The sequence below is a fragment of the Leucobacter rhizosphaerae genome (assembly GCF_022919175.1).
GTDB classification, from domain to species: domain Bacteria; phylum Actinomycetota; class Actinomycetes; order Actinomycetales; family Microbacteriaceae; genus Leucobacter; species Leucobacter rhizosphaerae.
On record NZ_CP095043.1, the window covers coordinates 1526046 to 1542576 of the forward strand.

The 16531-nt window shown below is 69.7% G+C and carries 10 protein-coding genes and 1 other RNA gene; all 11 read right to left on the minus strand.

Annotated features, from left to right (window positions below; translation table 11 throughout):
• Positions 1-17: 17 nt before the first annotated feature.
• Positions 18-1205 (minus strand): acetate/propionate family kinase, encoded by a 1188-nt coding sequence (locus MUN76_RS07015; protein WP_244688366.1) that lies wholly within the window; start codon positions 1203-1205, stop codon positions 18-20.
• Positions 1202-3364, minus strand: coding sequence for a phosphate acetyltransferase (pta, locus tag MUN76_RS07020; protein WP_244688367.1), 2163 nt, complete (start codon positions 3362-3364; stop codon positions 1202-1204). Before pta ends, MUN76_RS07015 begins: the two co-directional genes overlap by 4 nt.
• Before the next feature lie 74 nt (positions 3365-3438).
• Complete coding sequence (locus MUN76_RS07025) at positions 3439-4890, minus strand: phytoene desaturase family protein (RefSeq protein WP_244688368.1); 1452 nt, start codon at positions 4888-4890, stop codon at positions 3439-3441.
• A gap of 49 nt (positions 4891-4939) precedes the next feature.
• Positions 4940-5030, minus strand: an RNA gene (ffs, locus tag MUN76_RS07030) — signal recognition particle sRNA small type.
• A gap of 16 nt (positions 5031-5046) precedes the next feature.
• Entirely contained in the window at positions 5047-7827 is a 2781-nt protein-coding gene (locus MUN76_RS07035) for a fibronectin type III domain-containing protein (RefSeq protein WP_244688369.1), read from the minus strand.
• Between the two features lie 187 nt (positions 7828-8014).
• Positions 8015-10069 carry an ABC transporter ATP-binding protein gene (locus MUN76_RS07040; RefSeq protein WP_244688370.1) on the minus strand — a complete coding sequence of 685 codons (2055 nt, stop codon included), beginning with the start codon at positions 10067-10069 and terminating at the stop codon, positions 8015-8017.
• On the minus strand, positions 10069-11805 hold the full coding sequence (locus tag MUN76_RS07045; RefSeq protein ID WP_244688371.1) for an ABC transporter ATP-binding protein: 1737 nt from the start codon (positions 11803-11805) through the stop codon (positions 10069-10071). The genes MUN76_RS07040 and MUN76_RS07045 overlap by 1 nt, the downstream gene beginning before the upstream one ends.
• A 268-nt stretch (positions 11806-12073) precedes the next feature.
• On the minus strand, positions 12074-12454 hold the full coding sequence (gene rplL / locus MUN76_RS07050; RefSeq protein WP_244688373.1) for a 50S ribosomal protein L7/L12: 381 nt from the start codon (positions 12452-12454) through the stop codon (positions 12074-12076).
• An 80-nt stretch (positions 12455-12534) separates the two neighbouring features.
• Positions 12535-13044, minus strand: coding sequence for a 50S ribosomal protein L10 (rplJ, locus tag MUN76_RS07055; protein WP_244688375.1), 510 nt, complete (start codon positions 13042-13044; stop codon positions 12535-12537).
• A gap of 225 nt (positions 13045-13269) precedes the next feature.
• Positions 13270-15756 (minus strand): HAD-IC family P-type ATPase, encoded by a 2487-nt coding sequence (locus MUN76_RS07060; protein ID WP_346730411.1) that lies wholly within the window; start codon positions 15754-15756, stop codon positions 13270-13272.
• 2 nt (positions 15757-15758) lie between these two features.
• Complete coding sequence (locus tag MUN76_RS07065) at positions 15759-16481, minus strand: response regulator transcription factor (protein WP_244688377.1); 723 nt, start codon at positions 16479-16481, stop codon at positions 15759-15761.
• Between the last annotated feature and the right edge of the window lie 50 nt (positions 16482-16531).

A 16531-nucleotide genomic window follows, 5' to 3' on the forward strand; every position in this document is an offset into this window, starting at 1 on the left:
TTCTGCGGGGTTGTGGACTACGCCGTGATCAACTCCCAGGTCTGGCGCGCGATCTCGGCCTCCTCGTCCGTCGGCACCACGAGCACCGCGACGCGCGAGTCGTCGGTGCTGATCCGTCGCGCCTCTCGGATCCTCGCCTCGTTGCGAGCCGGATCGAGGCGCACCCCGAACCACTCCAGATCCGCGCATACGGCCGCGCGGAGGTCCGCCGCGTTCTCGCCGACTCCCGCGGTGAAGACGATAGTGTCGGCGCCACCGAGCGCGACGAGGTACGCGCCGAGATAGCGCCGGATCGCGTGCACGGTGACCTCGATCGCGAGGCGAGCCGCCGCGTCTCCGGACGCCGCGGCCGCTCGGACATCGCGGAAATCGTTCGACCCGGTGAGCCCAAGCAGGCCCGAGCGCTGATTCAGCAGCCGGTCCAGTTCGTCCACGTCCATCCCAGAGCGCAGCAGATGCAGCAGCGCGCCGGGATCGAGGTCGCCGCTGCGGGTCCCCATGACCAGCCCCTCGAGCGGCGTCAGCCCCATCGAGGTGTCGATCGAACGTCCGCCGTCGATGGCGCACGCCGAGGCGCCGTTGCCGAGGTGCAGCACGATCTGACGGAGCGTCGACACCGGTCGTTCGAGCAACGCCGCCGCACGTCGCGACACCACGAGGTGGGAGATGCCGTGGAACCCGTACCGCCGCACTCCGTGCTGCGCCGCGACCTGGGTGTCGATCGCGTAGGTGTATGCATGGGGCGGCATGCTCTGGTGGAAGGCGGTGTCGAAGACGGCGACGTGCGGCACATCGGGCAGCGCGGCGCGGGCCGCGACGATCGCCTGGTGGTGGGCGGGGTTGTGCAGCGGCGCCAGCTCCCGCAGAGCGAGGATCCGCTCGGCGACCGCATCGGTGATCAGGGTCGGGGCGACGAACTCGCTCCCGCCCTGCACCACGCGGTGCCCGACCGCAGCGACCTCGAGCTCCGCGATCGCCGTCCCCGCCTGCGCGAAGGCGTCGAGCACCGCCGCGAAGGCGGCGGTGTGATCCGGCACGCGAACCTCCAGCTCGATGCGCTCCTCGCCCTGGTGGTGCTCGATCCGCCCCACCTGCTCGCCGATACGCTCGACGAGGCCCGACGCGAGGCGCTCCTCCGATTCGGCGTCGATGAGCTGGTACTTGATGGACGAGGAGCCGCTGTTCACGACGAGGATCGCGCTCACTGTGCGCCCTCCCCCGCCACTGGTGACCCGGATCCCGGCACCGACTCGCCTCCCCGCTGCGCGCCCGCCTGCACCGCCGTGATCGCCACGGTGTTGAGGATGTCGTCCACGGTCGCTCCGCGCGAGAGGTCGTTGACCGGCTTCTTCAGCCCCTGCAGCACGGGCCCCACCGCCACCGCGCCCGCGGAGCGCTGCACCGCCTTGTAGGTGTTGTTGCCCGTATTCAGGTCGGGGAATATGAACACGGTCGCGCGGCCGGCGACCTCCGAGCCTGGAAGCTTCGAGGCGCCCGTCGACGGGTCGCTCGCGGCGTCGTACTGCAGTGGCCCCTCGATCAGCAGGTCGGGGCGCGCCGCGCGCGCCAGAGCGGTCGCCTCGCGCACCTTGTCGACGTCGGCGCCCGATCCCGATTCCCCCGTCGAGTAGGAGAGCATGGCGATCCGGGGCTCGACACCGAACTGCGCGGCCGTCTCCGCCGAGGAGATCGCGATGTCCGCGAGCTGCGCGGCCGTGGGATCCGGGTTCACCGCGCAGTCTCCGTAGACGAGCACACGATCGGCGAGCGCCATGAAGAAGACGCTCGACACCACGGAGACGCCCGGCTGGGTCTTGATGAACTCCAGGCTCGGGCGGATCGTGTGCGCCGTGGTGTTCGCGGCGCCGGAGACCATGCCGTCGGCGATCCCGAGCTGCACCATCATCGTTCCGAAGTAACTGCCGTCGGCCATCACGTCGCGGGCGTGCTCCAGCGTGACGCCCTTGTGGGCGCGCAGCCGCGCGTACTCCGCGGCGAACTCCTCGCGGAGCGGTGACGTCGCGGGGTCGATGATCTCGGCGGCATCGATGGTGAGCCCGAGTTCGCCCCCGCGCTGCCGCACCTCCGCCTCGTCGCCGAGAATCGTGAGCCGCACCACGCCGCGGGCGAGGAGCGTGCTCGCGGCGCGCAGGATCCGGTCGTCACCGCCCTCGGGCAGCACGATGTGGGCGTTCGCAGCACGTGCCCGCGCGAAGAGCTCGTACGCGAACATCACCGGGGTCCGGATCCCGCCGCGGTGCAGGCGGAGCCGCTCCCGCAAGACGGAGGTGTCGACGTGCGCGGCGAACAGCGCGAGTGCGGTGTCGAACTTGGCCGGCGACTCCTCGGTCAGCAGCCCGCGCGTCTGCATGATGCGCCGCGCCGTGTCGAAGGTGCCGCAGGAGGTGCGCACGATGGGGAGCGACGAGTCGATGCCGTCGAGCAGCCGCTCCACATCGGGGCTGAGCGGGAAGTCGCCGTTGAGCACCACCGCCGCGATCGTGGGGAAGGTCGGCGCCTCGTGCGCGACGGTGACGGCCAGCAGGGTCTCGGCCCGATCCGCCGCGATGACCACCGCGGATCCCTCGAGCAGCCGCGGCAGCACGTGCTCCATGGACATGCCCGCCACGACGATGTCGCGCACCTCGCGGGCGAGGAGTTCATCGCTGCCGCGCACGACCACCCCCTCGACGGCCTCGACGAGCGCCGAGACCGGGGGCGCGACGAGCAGCATCTCCTCCGGGACCGCCCACACGGGCACTCCGCCCGGGAGCCGCGCGGCGACAGCGCGCTCGATGTCGGGGAGACGCTCGGGATCGGCACGGTTCACGAGCGCCGCCAGCACGGTGGCGTGGCTGTGGGTGAGCTCCTGCACCCCGATCTCTGCGAGCTGCGCGATCTCCTCGGGCGAGCGCGCCGGGAGCTTCCCGAGCTGCTCGACCCCGTCGCCCGAGCGACCGCTCAGGACGAGCAGCACCGGTACGTCGAGGTTCGCCGCGATGCTCGCGTTGAACGACAGCTCCGTCGGCACGGCCACGTCGGTGAAGTCGGAGCCCACGACCACCACGGCGTCGCAGCGCGACTTCAGCGCCTGGTAGGCCTCGACGATCCGAGTCATCGCCGCGTCGGGATCGGCGTGCGCCTCCTCGTAGGTGACCCCGACGCAGCCCGCGTAGGGCACGTCCGCCGTCGCGCGCGCGAGCAGGAGATCCAGCACCCGATCGCGCGCGTGCGCGGAGCGGATGAGCGGCCGGAACACCCCGACGCGCGGAGCGTCGGCGAGCAGGGCGTCGAGCACCCCGAGCGCCACGGCGCTCTTCCCGGTTCTGCCTTCGGCCGAGGTCAGGTAGATGCTAGCTGCCACGCCACCAGTGTACTGACGGGGGTGTCCGGCACGCCGGGCCCGGGGTGAGAACGCGGGGGGGGCGGGAAACGGCGTCAGAGCCCGAGATCGGGAGCCGCGAGGCCGAACTCGTGCCGCAGTGCCGAGCGCGCGGCGTACCACCCCGTCAGGCCGTGCACCCCGGGACCGGGAGACGCCGAGGACGAGCAGAGGTAGATCCCTTCGGCCGGGGTGCGCCAGGGGTCGCGCGCGAAGACCGGACGCACGAACAGCTGGCGGAAGGAGATCGCACCGGCGGAGAAGTCACCGCCGTGGTAGTTGCGGTTGTAGCCGGCGTAGTCCTCCGCGGTCGTGACGTGGAGCGCGCGGATCCGATCCCGGAACCCCGGCGCGAATCGCTCGATCTGCGCGGTGACGGCCTCGGAGACGTCGCGGGACGAACCGCTCGGCACGTGCGTGTAGCTCCAGATCGCGTGGGTGCCCGCTGCGTTGCGCCACGGGTCCCAGGCCGTGGGCTGGGCGAGGAGCACGTAGGGCCGCTCCGGATACCCGCCCCGTGCGACGATGCGCTCGGCCGCGACCATCTCGGCACGGGTGCCGCCGACGTGCACGGTCGCCGTCTCGGCGATCCGGGGATCCCGCCACGGGATCGGACCGTCGAGCACGAAGTCGACCTTCGCCGCGCCGCTCCCGTAGCGGAACCGGGCGAGCCGCCCCCGGTAGCGCCGCGGCAATCGCGACCGGGCGATGTGCAGCAGTCCGCGCGCCGAGGTGTCGAAGAGCACCACGGTCGAGGGCCCGAGTTCGCGGACGTCGGAGATCGCGCGGCCGGTCTCGATCCGCCCGCCGTGCACCAGCAGGTCGGCCGCGAGCGCGTCCGTGATCGCGCGCGAGCCGCCGATGGGCACGGGCCAGCCTCCCGCGTGCCCGAGGGCACCGAGCACCGTGCCGACGCCGGCCGTCGCGAGCCCGGGCAGGCGTCCGGTGCTGTGGGCGGCCACCCCGGTGATGAGCGCGGGAGCCGCGTCGCCGCGGAAGCGCAGCGCATCGAGCGGCGACCCCTGCTCGAGGGTGCGCAGCGCCGTGGCGAATGCGGCGACCGGATCCCGGGGCCACCGGAGCATCGACCCGCCGAGGGTGAAGTCGACGACGCCCTCGAGCCTGCGCAGGAGCGGTCGGTAGAACCGCGCGTAGGCCGCGCCGTCGCGACCGAGCCCGGCGGCGGTGCGCTCGAGATCCCGGTAGGCGATGGCTGCCGAGCCGCCGTCGAGCGGACTCGCGTACGACGCCTCGGGGACCGCGAAGTCGACCCGCCTGGTGAGGTCGAACTGCTGGAAGAACGGGCTCGCCAGCGCCATGGGGTGGATCGCGGAGCAGACGTCGTGCAGCACGCCGGGCTCGACGACCTCGGCGGTCCGCGTGCCCCCGCCGATCGTCTCCGCGGCCTCGTACACCGTGACGGGAACACCGGCTCGCGCGAGGGTGACCGCGGCGGCGAGCCCGTTGGGCCCGGCGCCGACGACTGCGGCACTGCGCGAAGAGGTCATGGGTCGAGACTACCCGCGGCTCCTGCGCGCCCTCGGAGTTTCGGGCGCGAAAGACCCCCCATGCACCCGATAGAGCCCGACTACCCTTGCTCCGTTTCCGTCCTGGGGGAGTTCGCCGAGATACCGCCACATGGGGGGCACGACCAGTCTAGCGGACTATTCGAGCGGCTCCTGCACGTCCTGCTCGGGGGCGTCCTCGGTGCGGCGTGCCCGCGCGCGCACGAGCGCGACAGTGATCACGATCGCTCCGAGCAGCAGCACGCCAGCAGCGCCGAGCATCAGGGGCAGCATCGAGTCCCCGCCGGTCTGCGACAGCGCGCCCCGGCCGTCCGCCGGTTCCGCGGGCGGTGCGGGCGGGCCCGGGCGTGCCGCGGTCGCCACGTCGAGCGTGGCCGGGGTGCCCGCACCCGCCGCGTTCAGGGCCTCCACTACCAGCGTGTACTCCTGCGCCGCGGCGAGCCCCGTGAACGTGTGGCTCGTCGCATCGGCCGGCAGATCGACCGCGTCGGATCCCGCACCGTCGCGCGGTTGCAGTGAGACGCGGTAGTGATCGAGCGCACCCCCGGCCGACCAGGAGACCGAGAGCGCCTCCGCGGTCGCGGAGTTCACGGCGAGACCGACCGGCGCGAGCGGGGTGGTCATGGCGGTCGCGGAGGTCGGGTTCGCGGATCCCACGGCGTTCACCGTGGAGACTCGCACCGTGTAGGTCTCGTTCGGTGCGAGATCCGCGAAGTCAACGGCGAGGGTGCCCGCGGCGAGCTCGGCGCTCTGCACCGCGGCCCCTGCCGCCGCCTCGCCGGCGAAGAGCTCGACCCGCGTGCGATCCGGCGCCGCGGGCTCGCTCCAGGTCGCGCGGAGCGACGTGGGGTCGGCCGCGACAAGCGCGAGATCGGTCGGGGCAGGAGCCAGTGCCGGCAGTGCGTCGATGAGGCCGACCGCGTCGACAATCCCGGCACCGAACACCCGGGCATCGGGGACGCCGGCATACGGGTTCACCGGTCCACCGGCTGAGGTGCCCCGGGCGGACCCGAGCATCGCCGAGGTGAGGTCTGCCCCGGACACTCCGGGCGCGTACGACTTGCCGAGCGCCGCGACGGCCGCCGCGTTCGGCGCCGCGGCAGAGGTCCCGAAGAACCGGTATTCCGGCGCACCGGGTGCACCCTCGTCCTCCCCGAAGAAGGTCGTCTGCGTGCCGTCCACCGCGGCAAGACGCGGTGCATCGACGACCACCGGGTCGGCGAGCCTCGGTTTCGGCACGGTCACCGCTTCGGTCAGGGGAAACACGAGCGGCTCGAAGAGGAGCGTATTGGGGCCGAGCGAGCTGTAGCCCCGCAGCAGCGTCGGGTCCTGCCAGTCGAGTGAGGCCGTGCCGAGGCCGGACCCGTCGCCCGAGTGACCGAAGGTCATCGCCCCGACCGCGTCGACTGCGTCACCCGAGGTGCGAGCCGTCGCGTAGGCACGTTCATCGATGAGATCGCCGCCGCGGATGAATCCCAGGAAGATCGCGGGCGGCACGACCTCTGCGGGATCGTGCCCGGTGCGGACGAGCACCATGCGGACGCTCGACTCCGCCGTCACCGGCACCGAGCCGGTGAGGCCGGGGTACGGCCCGCCGAAGGAGGGCACGCTGGCAATCAGCGTCGCCGTTCCCGCGCCCTCGACGTAGAAGCGCAGTTCGTAGGCGGTCGTCACTCCGAACAGGGGCTCGGCGATCGACGCGATCGGACTGAGACTGCCGTCGTACGCCCCGATCTGCAGCAGGTCGTAGGCCGCGTCGACCGAGGGATCCGGGTCGAAGTCGAGGCAGTCCGCGCCCGGCTCGTGGTCGACCCAAACCGGGCACTCCATCGCCCGATAGGCGTTCGTCTGCCACGACGACTGCGGCAGCCCTGCCGCCGGTCCGCTCTGCGCAACGCTGTTCGAGTTGCCGGCGGACGTGAAGTACGCCACTCCGTAGGCGGACTTCACATGCTCGATGGCGGCGGAGATGAAGCTCTGCTGGAAGTACGCTTCTTGGGGCCAGGTGATGTCGTCCACGATGATACTGGCGCCCGCCTCCGCGAGGCGCTCGATGTTCTGCGCCATCTCGAGGTCGTTGCTCCCGGCATCCGCGAACAGGATCTTCGCCCCCGGCGCGATCCCGTGCACGAGCTGCGCCATCGCCCGGCCCTCATCGCCTCCCGGACGCGCATCGGAGATCACCTCCACCGGTGTGGTGTATCCGCACGGGTTGCCCGCCCCAGGCAGCGCGCCGGACGCGACGTCGTCGGCCCACGACGTCGGTGACGTGACGTGTGCGAACGAGTCGGAGATCACGCCGATCGTGACGCCGGTGCCGTCGACCCCCAACTGGGCGCGCGCGGTATCGGCACGCAGCGGCGCATCGGCCTCGATCGGGATCGGGCCGCAGCGGTCGACTGCGGGGATCGGCGCCGCGGGCAGCGCCTGCCGCACGGCGTCGAGCACACCGGCGCGATCCGCGCCGGTGAACGGGTCCAGTGCTGGGGTAACACTCGCGACGCCGTCGAGCGCCTGCAGATCGGGAATCCGCTCCGGGAGCACCCGAATGGTCGCAGCCGGGACGGGCGAGAAGGCCTGGTCCACTTCGGCGAGCTCCGCCACCTGAGCGAGCAGCGCCTCACTCGGTGCCGAAGCGAAGAACAGCGTCGCGGTGACCATCCCCGTGGTGTCGATCGTCAGGCTGCCGCCGCCGTCGGCGGGCAGCGAGAGCGCCTCGGCGATCTGATCCGGAGCGGTCACACCGCTTTCGACAGTCTCGACGAGCCGATCGGCGAGCGGGGATCCCGTGCTCTCCGAAGTGGACCCCTCTGCGGAGGACCCCTCGGGCTCCTCCGCCTGAGCTGCGGGAACGGCCAGCAGGCACAGCAGCGGGACGGCCGCACACACGGCGATCCCGCGACGCAACGACGCGCGCATCTTCTCTCCTGTCCCCCGGTGGCGACGGACGCGCGCGACTCGGGTACCTCGCGATCGTATCGGTTTTTGTGGACAAGGTCCATTCTTTTCGATCCGAGCTGTGGCGGCTCGCGCACGAGTTCGGATCACGCACGAGGGCCCCGCTCGCATCGCGCGAACGGGGCCCTCGAAGCGGATCGAACCGGGGTTACGCGGTGTCGATCGGTCCGGTCGCCGTAGGGATCGATCCGGTCAGGATCTCCTCCGCCTGCTCCTCGTCGATCTCGCCGGCGAACTGCGCCTGGTGCAGCGTGTAATAGGCGCCCTTCCGCTCGAGCAGTTCGACGTGCGACCCCTGCTCCACGATGCGCCCGCTCTCCATCATGAGAATGGTGTCGGCGTCGCGGATCGTCGACAACCGGTGCGCGATGACGAACGAGGTGCGGTCGGTCCGCAGCGCCTGCATCGCCTTCTGCACCAGCACCTCGGTGCGGGTGTCCACCGACGACGTCGCCTCGTCGAGGATGAGCAGCGACGGGTTCGCGATGAACGCGCGAGCGATCGTGAGCAGCTGCCGCTCGCCCGCCGAGAGCGAGGAGGCGTTCTCCTCGATGACGGTGTCGTAGCCCTCCGGCAACTGACGGACGAAGCGGTCGACCATGGTCGCCTGCGCGGCCTCAATCACCTCGTCGTCCGTGGCATCGAGACGCCCATACCGGATGTTCTCCCGGATCGTGCCGTTGAACAGCCAGGCGTCCTGCAGCACCATGCCGACCTGGCCTCGCAGCTCGGCGCGCGACAGCTGCGTGATGTCGACGCCGTCGAGCAGGATCCGGCCGCCGTCGAGCTCGTAGAACCGCATCACGAGATTCACCAGGGTCGTCTTGCCGGCGCCCGTGGGTCCGACGATCGCCACGGTGTGACCCGGGCTCGCCTCGAGCGAGAGATCCGTGATGAGCGGCTGCTCGGGGTCGTAGCTGAAGCTGACGTCCTCGAACACGACGTGGCCGTCGCTCCGCTCCGGGAGCTGCTCGGTCGCGGTGTCGGGATCCTGCTCCTCCGCGTCCAGCAGTTCGAAGGTGCGCTCGGCCGAGGCCACACCCGACTGCAGCATGTTGGCCATGCCGGCCATCTCGCCGATCGGCTGCGAGAACTCGCGGGAGTACTGGATGAACGCGGTGACGTCACCCAGCGTCATCTGCCCGGAGGTCACGCGGAGCGCACCCGCCACGGCGATCAGCACGTAGGTGAGGTACTGCACGAACTGCATCGCGGGCATGATGGTGCCCGAGAGCGCCTGCGCCTTGTACGCCGACTCGAAGAGACCGTCGTTGCGGCGGTCGAACTCCTCCACCATCTCGGTGTCGCGGTTGAAGATCCGCACGAGCTCGTGGCCGGTGAACGACTCCTCAATGTGCCCGTTCAGATCGCCCGTGTGCTTCCACTGGGCGACGAAGAGCTTCTGCGCGCGCACGCCCACCACACCCGCGATGATGCCCGAAAGGGGCAGCGCCACGAGGGCGATCAGGGCGAGCTGCCACGACACCACGAACATCATGGCCGTGATGCCGATCACGGTGAGCAGCGACTGGACGAGCTGCGAGAACGCCTGCTGCAGCGCCTGCTGAATGTTGTCGACGTCATTCGTCACTCGCGACAGCACGTCGCCGCGCTGACGGCTGTCGAAGTAGCTGAGCGGCAGTCGATTGAGCTTGAGCTCGATGTCCTGGCGGAGCTGGTAGACGATGCGCATGACGAGGCCGTTGAGGATGAACCCCTGCAGCCACATCAGGAACGAGGCGATCAGGTACAGCCCGAGCACCACGAGGATCAGGCGGCCGAGCAGCCCGAAGTCGATGCCCTCGCCGGGCACGGCGTTCGAGCCGGCGAGCATGTCCGCGTACTGAGTGTGACCGGCCGCGCGCGCCTCGGCGACGATCGTGTCGAGCGGCACCCCCGCGGGCAGCTCGTTGCCGAGCACCCCGTCGAAGATGACGTCCATCGCCTGGCCGAGGATCTTCGGGGCGATCACCGTGAGCACCACGGATCCCACCACGAGCAGCACGACGAACGAGAACAGCCACTTCTCCGGCGCCAGCAGACCGATGAGTCGCTTCGCGGCGGGCCAGAAGTGCTTCGCCTTTTTGGTCGGCTGTCCGCCGAACCAGTCGTCGCCGTCGGGCTGATAGTCGTCCGGCAGTTCGAACTCGTCCGTCGCCGTCGCGGTGTCCGCCGCAGCGGTGTCATTCTTCTTACGAGCCATCAGGCCACCTCCGCCTCTTCGAGCTGCGATCGCACGATCTCCTGATAGACCTCATTGGTATCGAGCAGCTGCTCGTGGGTGCCACGACCCACGATCTCGCCGCCCTCGACCACGAGGATCTGATCGGCTTCGGTGATGGTCGACACGCGCTGGGCGACGATGATGGTCGTCGCCCCCGCCGTCGCGTCGGGGAGCGCGGCGCGGAGTCGCGCGTCGGTCGCGACGTCGAGCGCCGAGAACGAATCGTCGAACAGGTAGATCCGCGGTTTCGCGACGAGCGCCCGCGCGATCGACAGGCGTTGCCGCTGCCCGCCCGAGACGCTCGTACCGCCCTGCGAGATGGGCTCGTCGAGCCCCTTGTCCTTGTCGCGCACGAAGTCCTCGCCCTGGGCGACGCGCAGCGCCTCCCACAGCTCGGCGTCCGTCGCATCGGCACGGCCGAAGCGGAGGTTCGAGGCGATGGTGCCCGAGAACAGGTACGGTCGCTGTGGCACGAGGCTCAACGTCGCGGCGAGCTGCTCGCGCGTGAGCTCCGAGACGGGCACACCGTCGACGGTGATGCTGCCGGACTGCGGATCGTAGAGACGCAGCATGAGGTTCAGCAGCACCGTCTTGCCGGCACCCGTCGATCCGATGATCGCGGTGGTCTGACCGGGCTCGGCGACGAAGGAGGCGCCGCTCACCACGGGCTTCTCCGCACCGGGGAAGCCGAAGGTCACGTCCGTGAACTCGAGACGGCCCTGCGCGGGGGTCTCCGCGGTCGCGGTCGCCGGGAAGGTCAGGGTCGACTCGGTCTCGAGCAGCTCCCGCACGCGCTCCGCGCACACGACGGCGCGCGGGATCATCATGGTCATGAAGACGCCCATCATGACGGCCATGAGGATCTGCAGCAGGTACTGCAGGAACGCCGTCAGCGATCCGACCTCGACGAGGCCCTGATCGACGCGGTGCCCGCCGAACCACAGCACCGCCGCCGTGGCGAAGTGGAGCACCATCATGATCACCGGGAACATGAGCACGAAGATGTTGCCGACCTTCACCGAGACGTCGGTGATGTTGCGGTTGGCCACCCCGTATCGGTCGGCCTCGAAGTTCTCGCGCACGAAGGCGCGCACGACGCGGATGCCCATGATCTGCTCGCGCAGCACGCCGTTGATCGAGTCGACGCGCTCCTGCATGATGCGGAACATTGGCAGCAGCAGCCAGACGAGGAAGCTCACGATGACCGCGAGCAGCGCGACCGAGGCCCACACGAGCCAGGCCATGCCCGCGTCCTCGCGCAGCGCCATGATGATGCCGCCGATCGCCATGATGGGGGCGGAGACCATGAAGTTGAGGGTCATGAGCACGAGCATCTGGATCTGCTGCACGTCGTTCGTGCCGCGGGTGATGAGCGTGCCGGCGCCGAACTTCGTCGCTTCGAGCATGGAGAGCGAGTCCACCTTGCGGTAGACCTCGCGGCGCAGGTCGCGCCCGATGCCCATGGAGCTGCGAGCGCCGAAGTAGACGGCGACCACGGCGGTGATGACCTGGCCGAGGGACACGATGAGCATCTGCCCACCCGTGTTCCAGATGAATTCGGTGTCGCCCTGGGCGATGCCCTGGTCGATGATCTGCGCGTTCAGACTGGGCAGCCAGAGCGCGGCGATGGTGGAGAGGAGCTGGAGCACCAGCACGAATGCGATGAAGAGCCAGTACTTTTTCGCGTGTCGAAGGGTCAATGAAATGAGGGCCACGAGGGTCCTTTCTCTAGTCTCGTGCCGATCATCCGGGCGGTTCCCCAACCCACCCGAGACCATCAGCAGCCGGATTACCTTAGCAGGGGCCTCCGACAACCGCCACACCGAGCCCCGAAGACCGACAGGTGTCGCCCGACGCACGGTCGGACGCGGCGGGCGCGCGCTCCGGCGGCATGCACCGTGCACGACAAAGGCGGCCCACCCGAAGGTGGACCGCCTCGATTCGCTTCAGCGAACGTCTGCCGTGGCAGACCGTCGATGAGACTTAGACGAGCTTGACGCCCGCGCCTGCCTCTTCGAGCTTGGCCTTCGCCTCTTCGGCGGCATCCTTCTTCGCGCCCTCGAGCACGTTCTTGGGTGCCTCCTCGACGAGGGCCTTCGCCTCGCCCAGGCCCAGGCCGGTGATCTCGCGGACGACCTTGATGACCTGGATCTTCTTGTCACCAGCGGACTCGAGGACGACGTCGAACTCGTCCTTCTCCTCGACGGCCTCAGCAGCACCAGCCGCCGGTGCCGCAGCAACGGCGACCGGAGCGGCAGCGGAGACGTCGAAGGTCTCCTCGAACGCCTTCACGAACTCGGAGAGCTCGATGAGGGTGAGGCCCTTGAACTGCTCGAGCAGCTCTTCAGTCGAAAGCTTTGCCATGGTATTTCTCCTTGATGTGTGCCCTCACGCGACTGCGCGAGGAGCGGATCTGATAAATCTCGAACCGGCGTGAACCGGAACTATGCGTCCTGCTTCTCCTGCAGCGCGCCGAGGCCGCGAGCGACCTTTGCGGGCAGAGCGTTGAACAGCTGTGCAGCACCGACCAGCGAGGCCTGCATGACGCCTGCGGCCTTGGCCAGCAGAACCTCACGGCTCTCGAGATCGGCAAGCTTGCCTACCTCAGCAGCGGTCAGAGGCTTGCCATCGAAGTAGCCCGCCTTCACCACCAGAAGCGGGTGTGCCTTGGCGAAGTCACGCAGCGACTTGGCGACAGCAACGGTGTCACCGTGCACGAAGGCGAGTGCCGAAGGACCGGTCAGCTCGTCGTCGAAAACGGTGATCCCGGCGTTGTTCGCCGCAATCTTCGTCAGCGTGTTCTTCGCCACAGCGTACGTCGCGTGCTCACGGATCGAGTTGCGGAGTTCCCGCAGCTCGGCGACCGTGAGACCGCGGTACTCAGTCAGCAGAACGGCAGACGACTCTTCAAACTTCTGCTGAAGATCGGCAACCGTAGCATCCTTCGTAGCCATGGCGCTCCCTAGTTTGTCGTGCCCGGGTAGCGGATGCCGACCGGGGGCCGTGCCGCTCGGAGCTTCACACATGGAAAAAGCTCCGGCGCGCACGCACGGAGCTTCATGTCGTTCGGGATCAGATCCCGCACTCAAGGAGTTCGTACCTGCGCTGGTCTTCGCGTGAGCGAACGTTCCGGGATCCTTGCGGATCCTACCGGCGGTCTTGGGCCAGGGAACAGACTATCACAGCTTCGGGGCGCGGGTGAAGCGCAGGTGCCACGCCCGGAGCAGCTCGACGAGCACGATCCCGGTGGCCACGATCCCGAGCACGAGCAGCGCGAGCGGCTGCGGCAGCCAGGTCACCTCGAAGAAATCGCGGGTGAGCGGGATCACCCACACGAGCGCGAGCCCCGCGTACATCGCCAGTACGATCAGGATCCGGAACGGGCTCACGGGTCGTGCCAGCACCGCGAGCACCCAGAGCGCGATGCCCGCGAGGGTCAGCGTGGAGGCCGCCTGCATGTCGGTCACCGAGAAGTCGCCGAGGCCATCGCCCACCACGTGCAGCACGATGAGTGCGGCGGTGACGATGAGGCCGGACGGGATGGCGAACGCGAGCGAGCGCTTCAGGAATCCCGAGCGGTACCGATCCGCGTTCGGCATGAGCGCGAGGAAGAACGCCGGGATCCCGATCGTGAGGCCGTCCGTGATCGAGAGTTGGCGCGGCAGGAACGGGAAGCTCCAGGCGAGCAGCCCGAAGACGACCGCGATCGCGAACGCGTAGGTGGTCTTCGTGAGGAACAGCATCGAGACGCGCTCGATGTTCGCGATCACGCGGCGGCCCTCGGCCACCACCCCGGGCATGCGGTCGAAGCGGCCGTCGAGCAGCACGATGCGCGCGACGGCTTTCGTCGCCTGCGCGGCCGTGTCCATGGCGATCCCGAGGTCCGCCTCCTTGATCGCGAGCGCGTCGTTGACCCCGTCTCCCGTCATCGCGACGACGTGGCCGCGGGCTTGCAGCGCGTGCACCATCGCGAGCTTCTGCGCCGGGGTGACGCGACCGAAGACCCGCTCCCGCTCGAGCACTTCGCCGAGCGCGGCCTGATCCTCCGGGAGCCGCCTCGCGTCGAAGCCGGCCTCGCAGTCGAGGCCGATCTCGCGGGCGACCGCGGCGACGGTCCGCGGGTCGTCGCCGGAGATGACGCGCACCTCGACGCCTTGATCGGCGAAGAACCCGAGGGTCTGCGCGGCGTCCTCGCGCACACGCTCCCGGAACGTGAGGAGCGCGACCGGCTGCAGCTCCGCGGGCAGCGCGAGACCGTGCTCGGCGTCGGTGTCGAGCGCGGCGGGGCTGTGGGCGAGCACCAGCGTGCGCAGCCCCGCGGCGGCGAGGTCTCCCGCGAGCGCGAGGGGTACGGGATCGGCGCTCGCGCCCTCCCGATCCTCAGCGAGACCGGCATCCGGACCGAGCACAAAATCAGGGGCGCCGAGCACCCAGGTCCCGGGATCCACCCCGGCGCCGTTCTCCGCCAGCACGAACGCGCTCCACTTGCGCACCGAGTCGAACGGCACGGCGGTCGCGACGGGGAGCGGCGACTCCGCACCGCCGTAGGGCTCCGCGAGGCAGCGCGCGGTGCCGTTCGCATCGGGCGCGTCGCCGATCGCCCCGAGCACCCGCTCCCACCCGGCGACCGGGTGCAGCACGTGCGCAGCGTCGAAGACCATCTCGCCGGTCGTCAGCGTGCCGGTCTTGTCGAGGCACAGCGCGTCGACCCGGGCCAGGCCCTCGACCGCCGGGAGCTCTTGGATCAGCACCTTCCGGCTCGCGAGTGTGACCCCGCTCACCGCGAACGCGATGCTCGTGACGAGCACCAGTCCGAGCGGCACCATCGCGATGACGGCGGCGACGGCCCCGACCACGGCCTCGCGCCACTGGCCGTTGCCGATCGCCACGGCCCAGCCACCCTGCGCCTGCATCTGCCCGTTCGCGACGATGAGGATCATCGGACCGAGCGCCCAGGTGATCCACTTCAGCAGACGGTCGATGCTGCTGCGCAGCTCGGAACGGACGAGCGAGAACTTGCGGGCCTCCGCCGTGAGTTTCGCCGCGTAGGAATCCGCCCCCACGCGGATCACCTCGGCGATCCCGGACCCGGCCACCACGCTGGAGCCGGAGAGCACCTCGTCGTCGACGCGTTTGCGCACCGGATCCGACTCGCCCGTCAGCAGCGATTCGTCGACCTCGAGCCCGCCCGGCCCCGTCGCGTCGGTCTGCACCACCCGCGAGTCGGCCGTCACCTGGTCGCCCGTTCGGAGCACGAGGAGGTCGCCCATCACGACACGATCGAGCGCGATCTCGCGGATCCGCCCCTCGCGGAGCACCCGGGCCGTCGGCGCGTTGAGCACGGCGAGCCGGTCCAGCGTGCGCTTCGCACTGAACTCCTGCACCACCCCGATCACGGTGTTCATGAGGGCGGGGAGGCCGAAGAGCGCGTCCTGCCAGCGACCGAGGGCGAGCAGGATCCCGAAGCCCGCGAACACGATCGCGTTGAACAGGGTGAAGACGTTCGCGACCAGAATCTCCCAGAGGGAGCGGCTCGAACCGCCCGGCAGCACGTTGCCGAGACCCGCGAGGTGCCGCCGCTCGGCCTCGGCTTCCAGCAGCCCGTCCAGGACCTCGGAGGTGCGCTCGGCGTCCTCCTCGCGCAGGTCGCCGGCCGAAACCTCCACGCTCAGCCCGCCGGCTTCAGCATGTAGCCGGCACCGCGCACCGTGTGAAGCATCGGCTCGAAGCCGCTGTCGATCTTCTTGCGCAGGTACGACACGTAGAGCTCGACGACGGTCGACTTGCCGGTGAAGTCGTAGGCCCACACCCGATCCAGGATCTGCGCCTTCGACAGCACGCGGTTCGGGTTGCGCATGAGGTAGCGCAGCAGCTCGAACTCCGTGTTCGTGACGGTGATGGGCCGGTTCGCCCGCGCCACCTCGTAGCTGTCCTCGTTGAGCGTCAGGTCCCCGACCCGGAGCACCGGGTCCGGCTGCTGCGCGAGTGCGAGCTGCGAGCGGCGCACGAGGCCGCGGAGCCGGGCGATCAGCTCCTCGAGGCTGAACGGCTTGACCACGTAGTCGTCGCCGCCCGCGGTGAGCCCGTTGACGCGATCCTCGACCGAATCGAGGGCGGTCAGGAAGAGCACGGGGAACATCTCGCCGGAGCCACGCACGCGCGAGAGGAGCTGCATGCCGTCGAAATCGGGCAGCATGATGTCGAAGACCGCGACGTCGGGAGCGAACGAGCGGATCTTGTCGAGCGCCTCCTGGCCGGTCTCGGCAGTCTCGACGTCCCAGCCCTCGTAGCGGAGCGCCATCGCGATCAACTGCGTGATCGACGCTTCATCGTCGACGACCAGCGCCCGGATCTTCTCGCCGTCCGCCCGCTGCGGGGTCTGTACTGCCATGCTGCCGACCTGCTCCTAAGCTGTTGCAGACTTCGGCTGCGCGTACGACT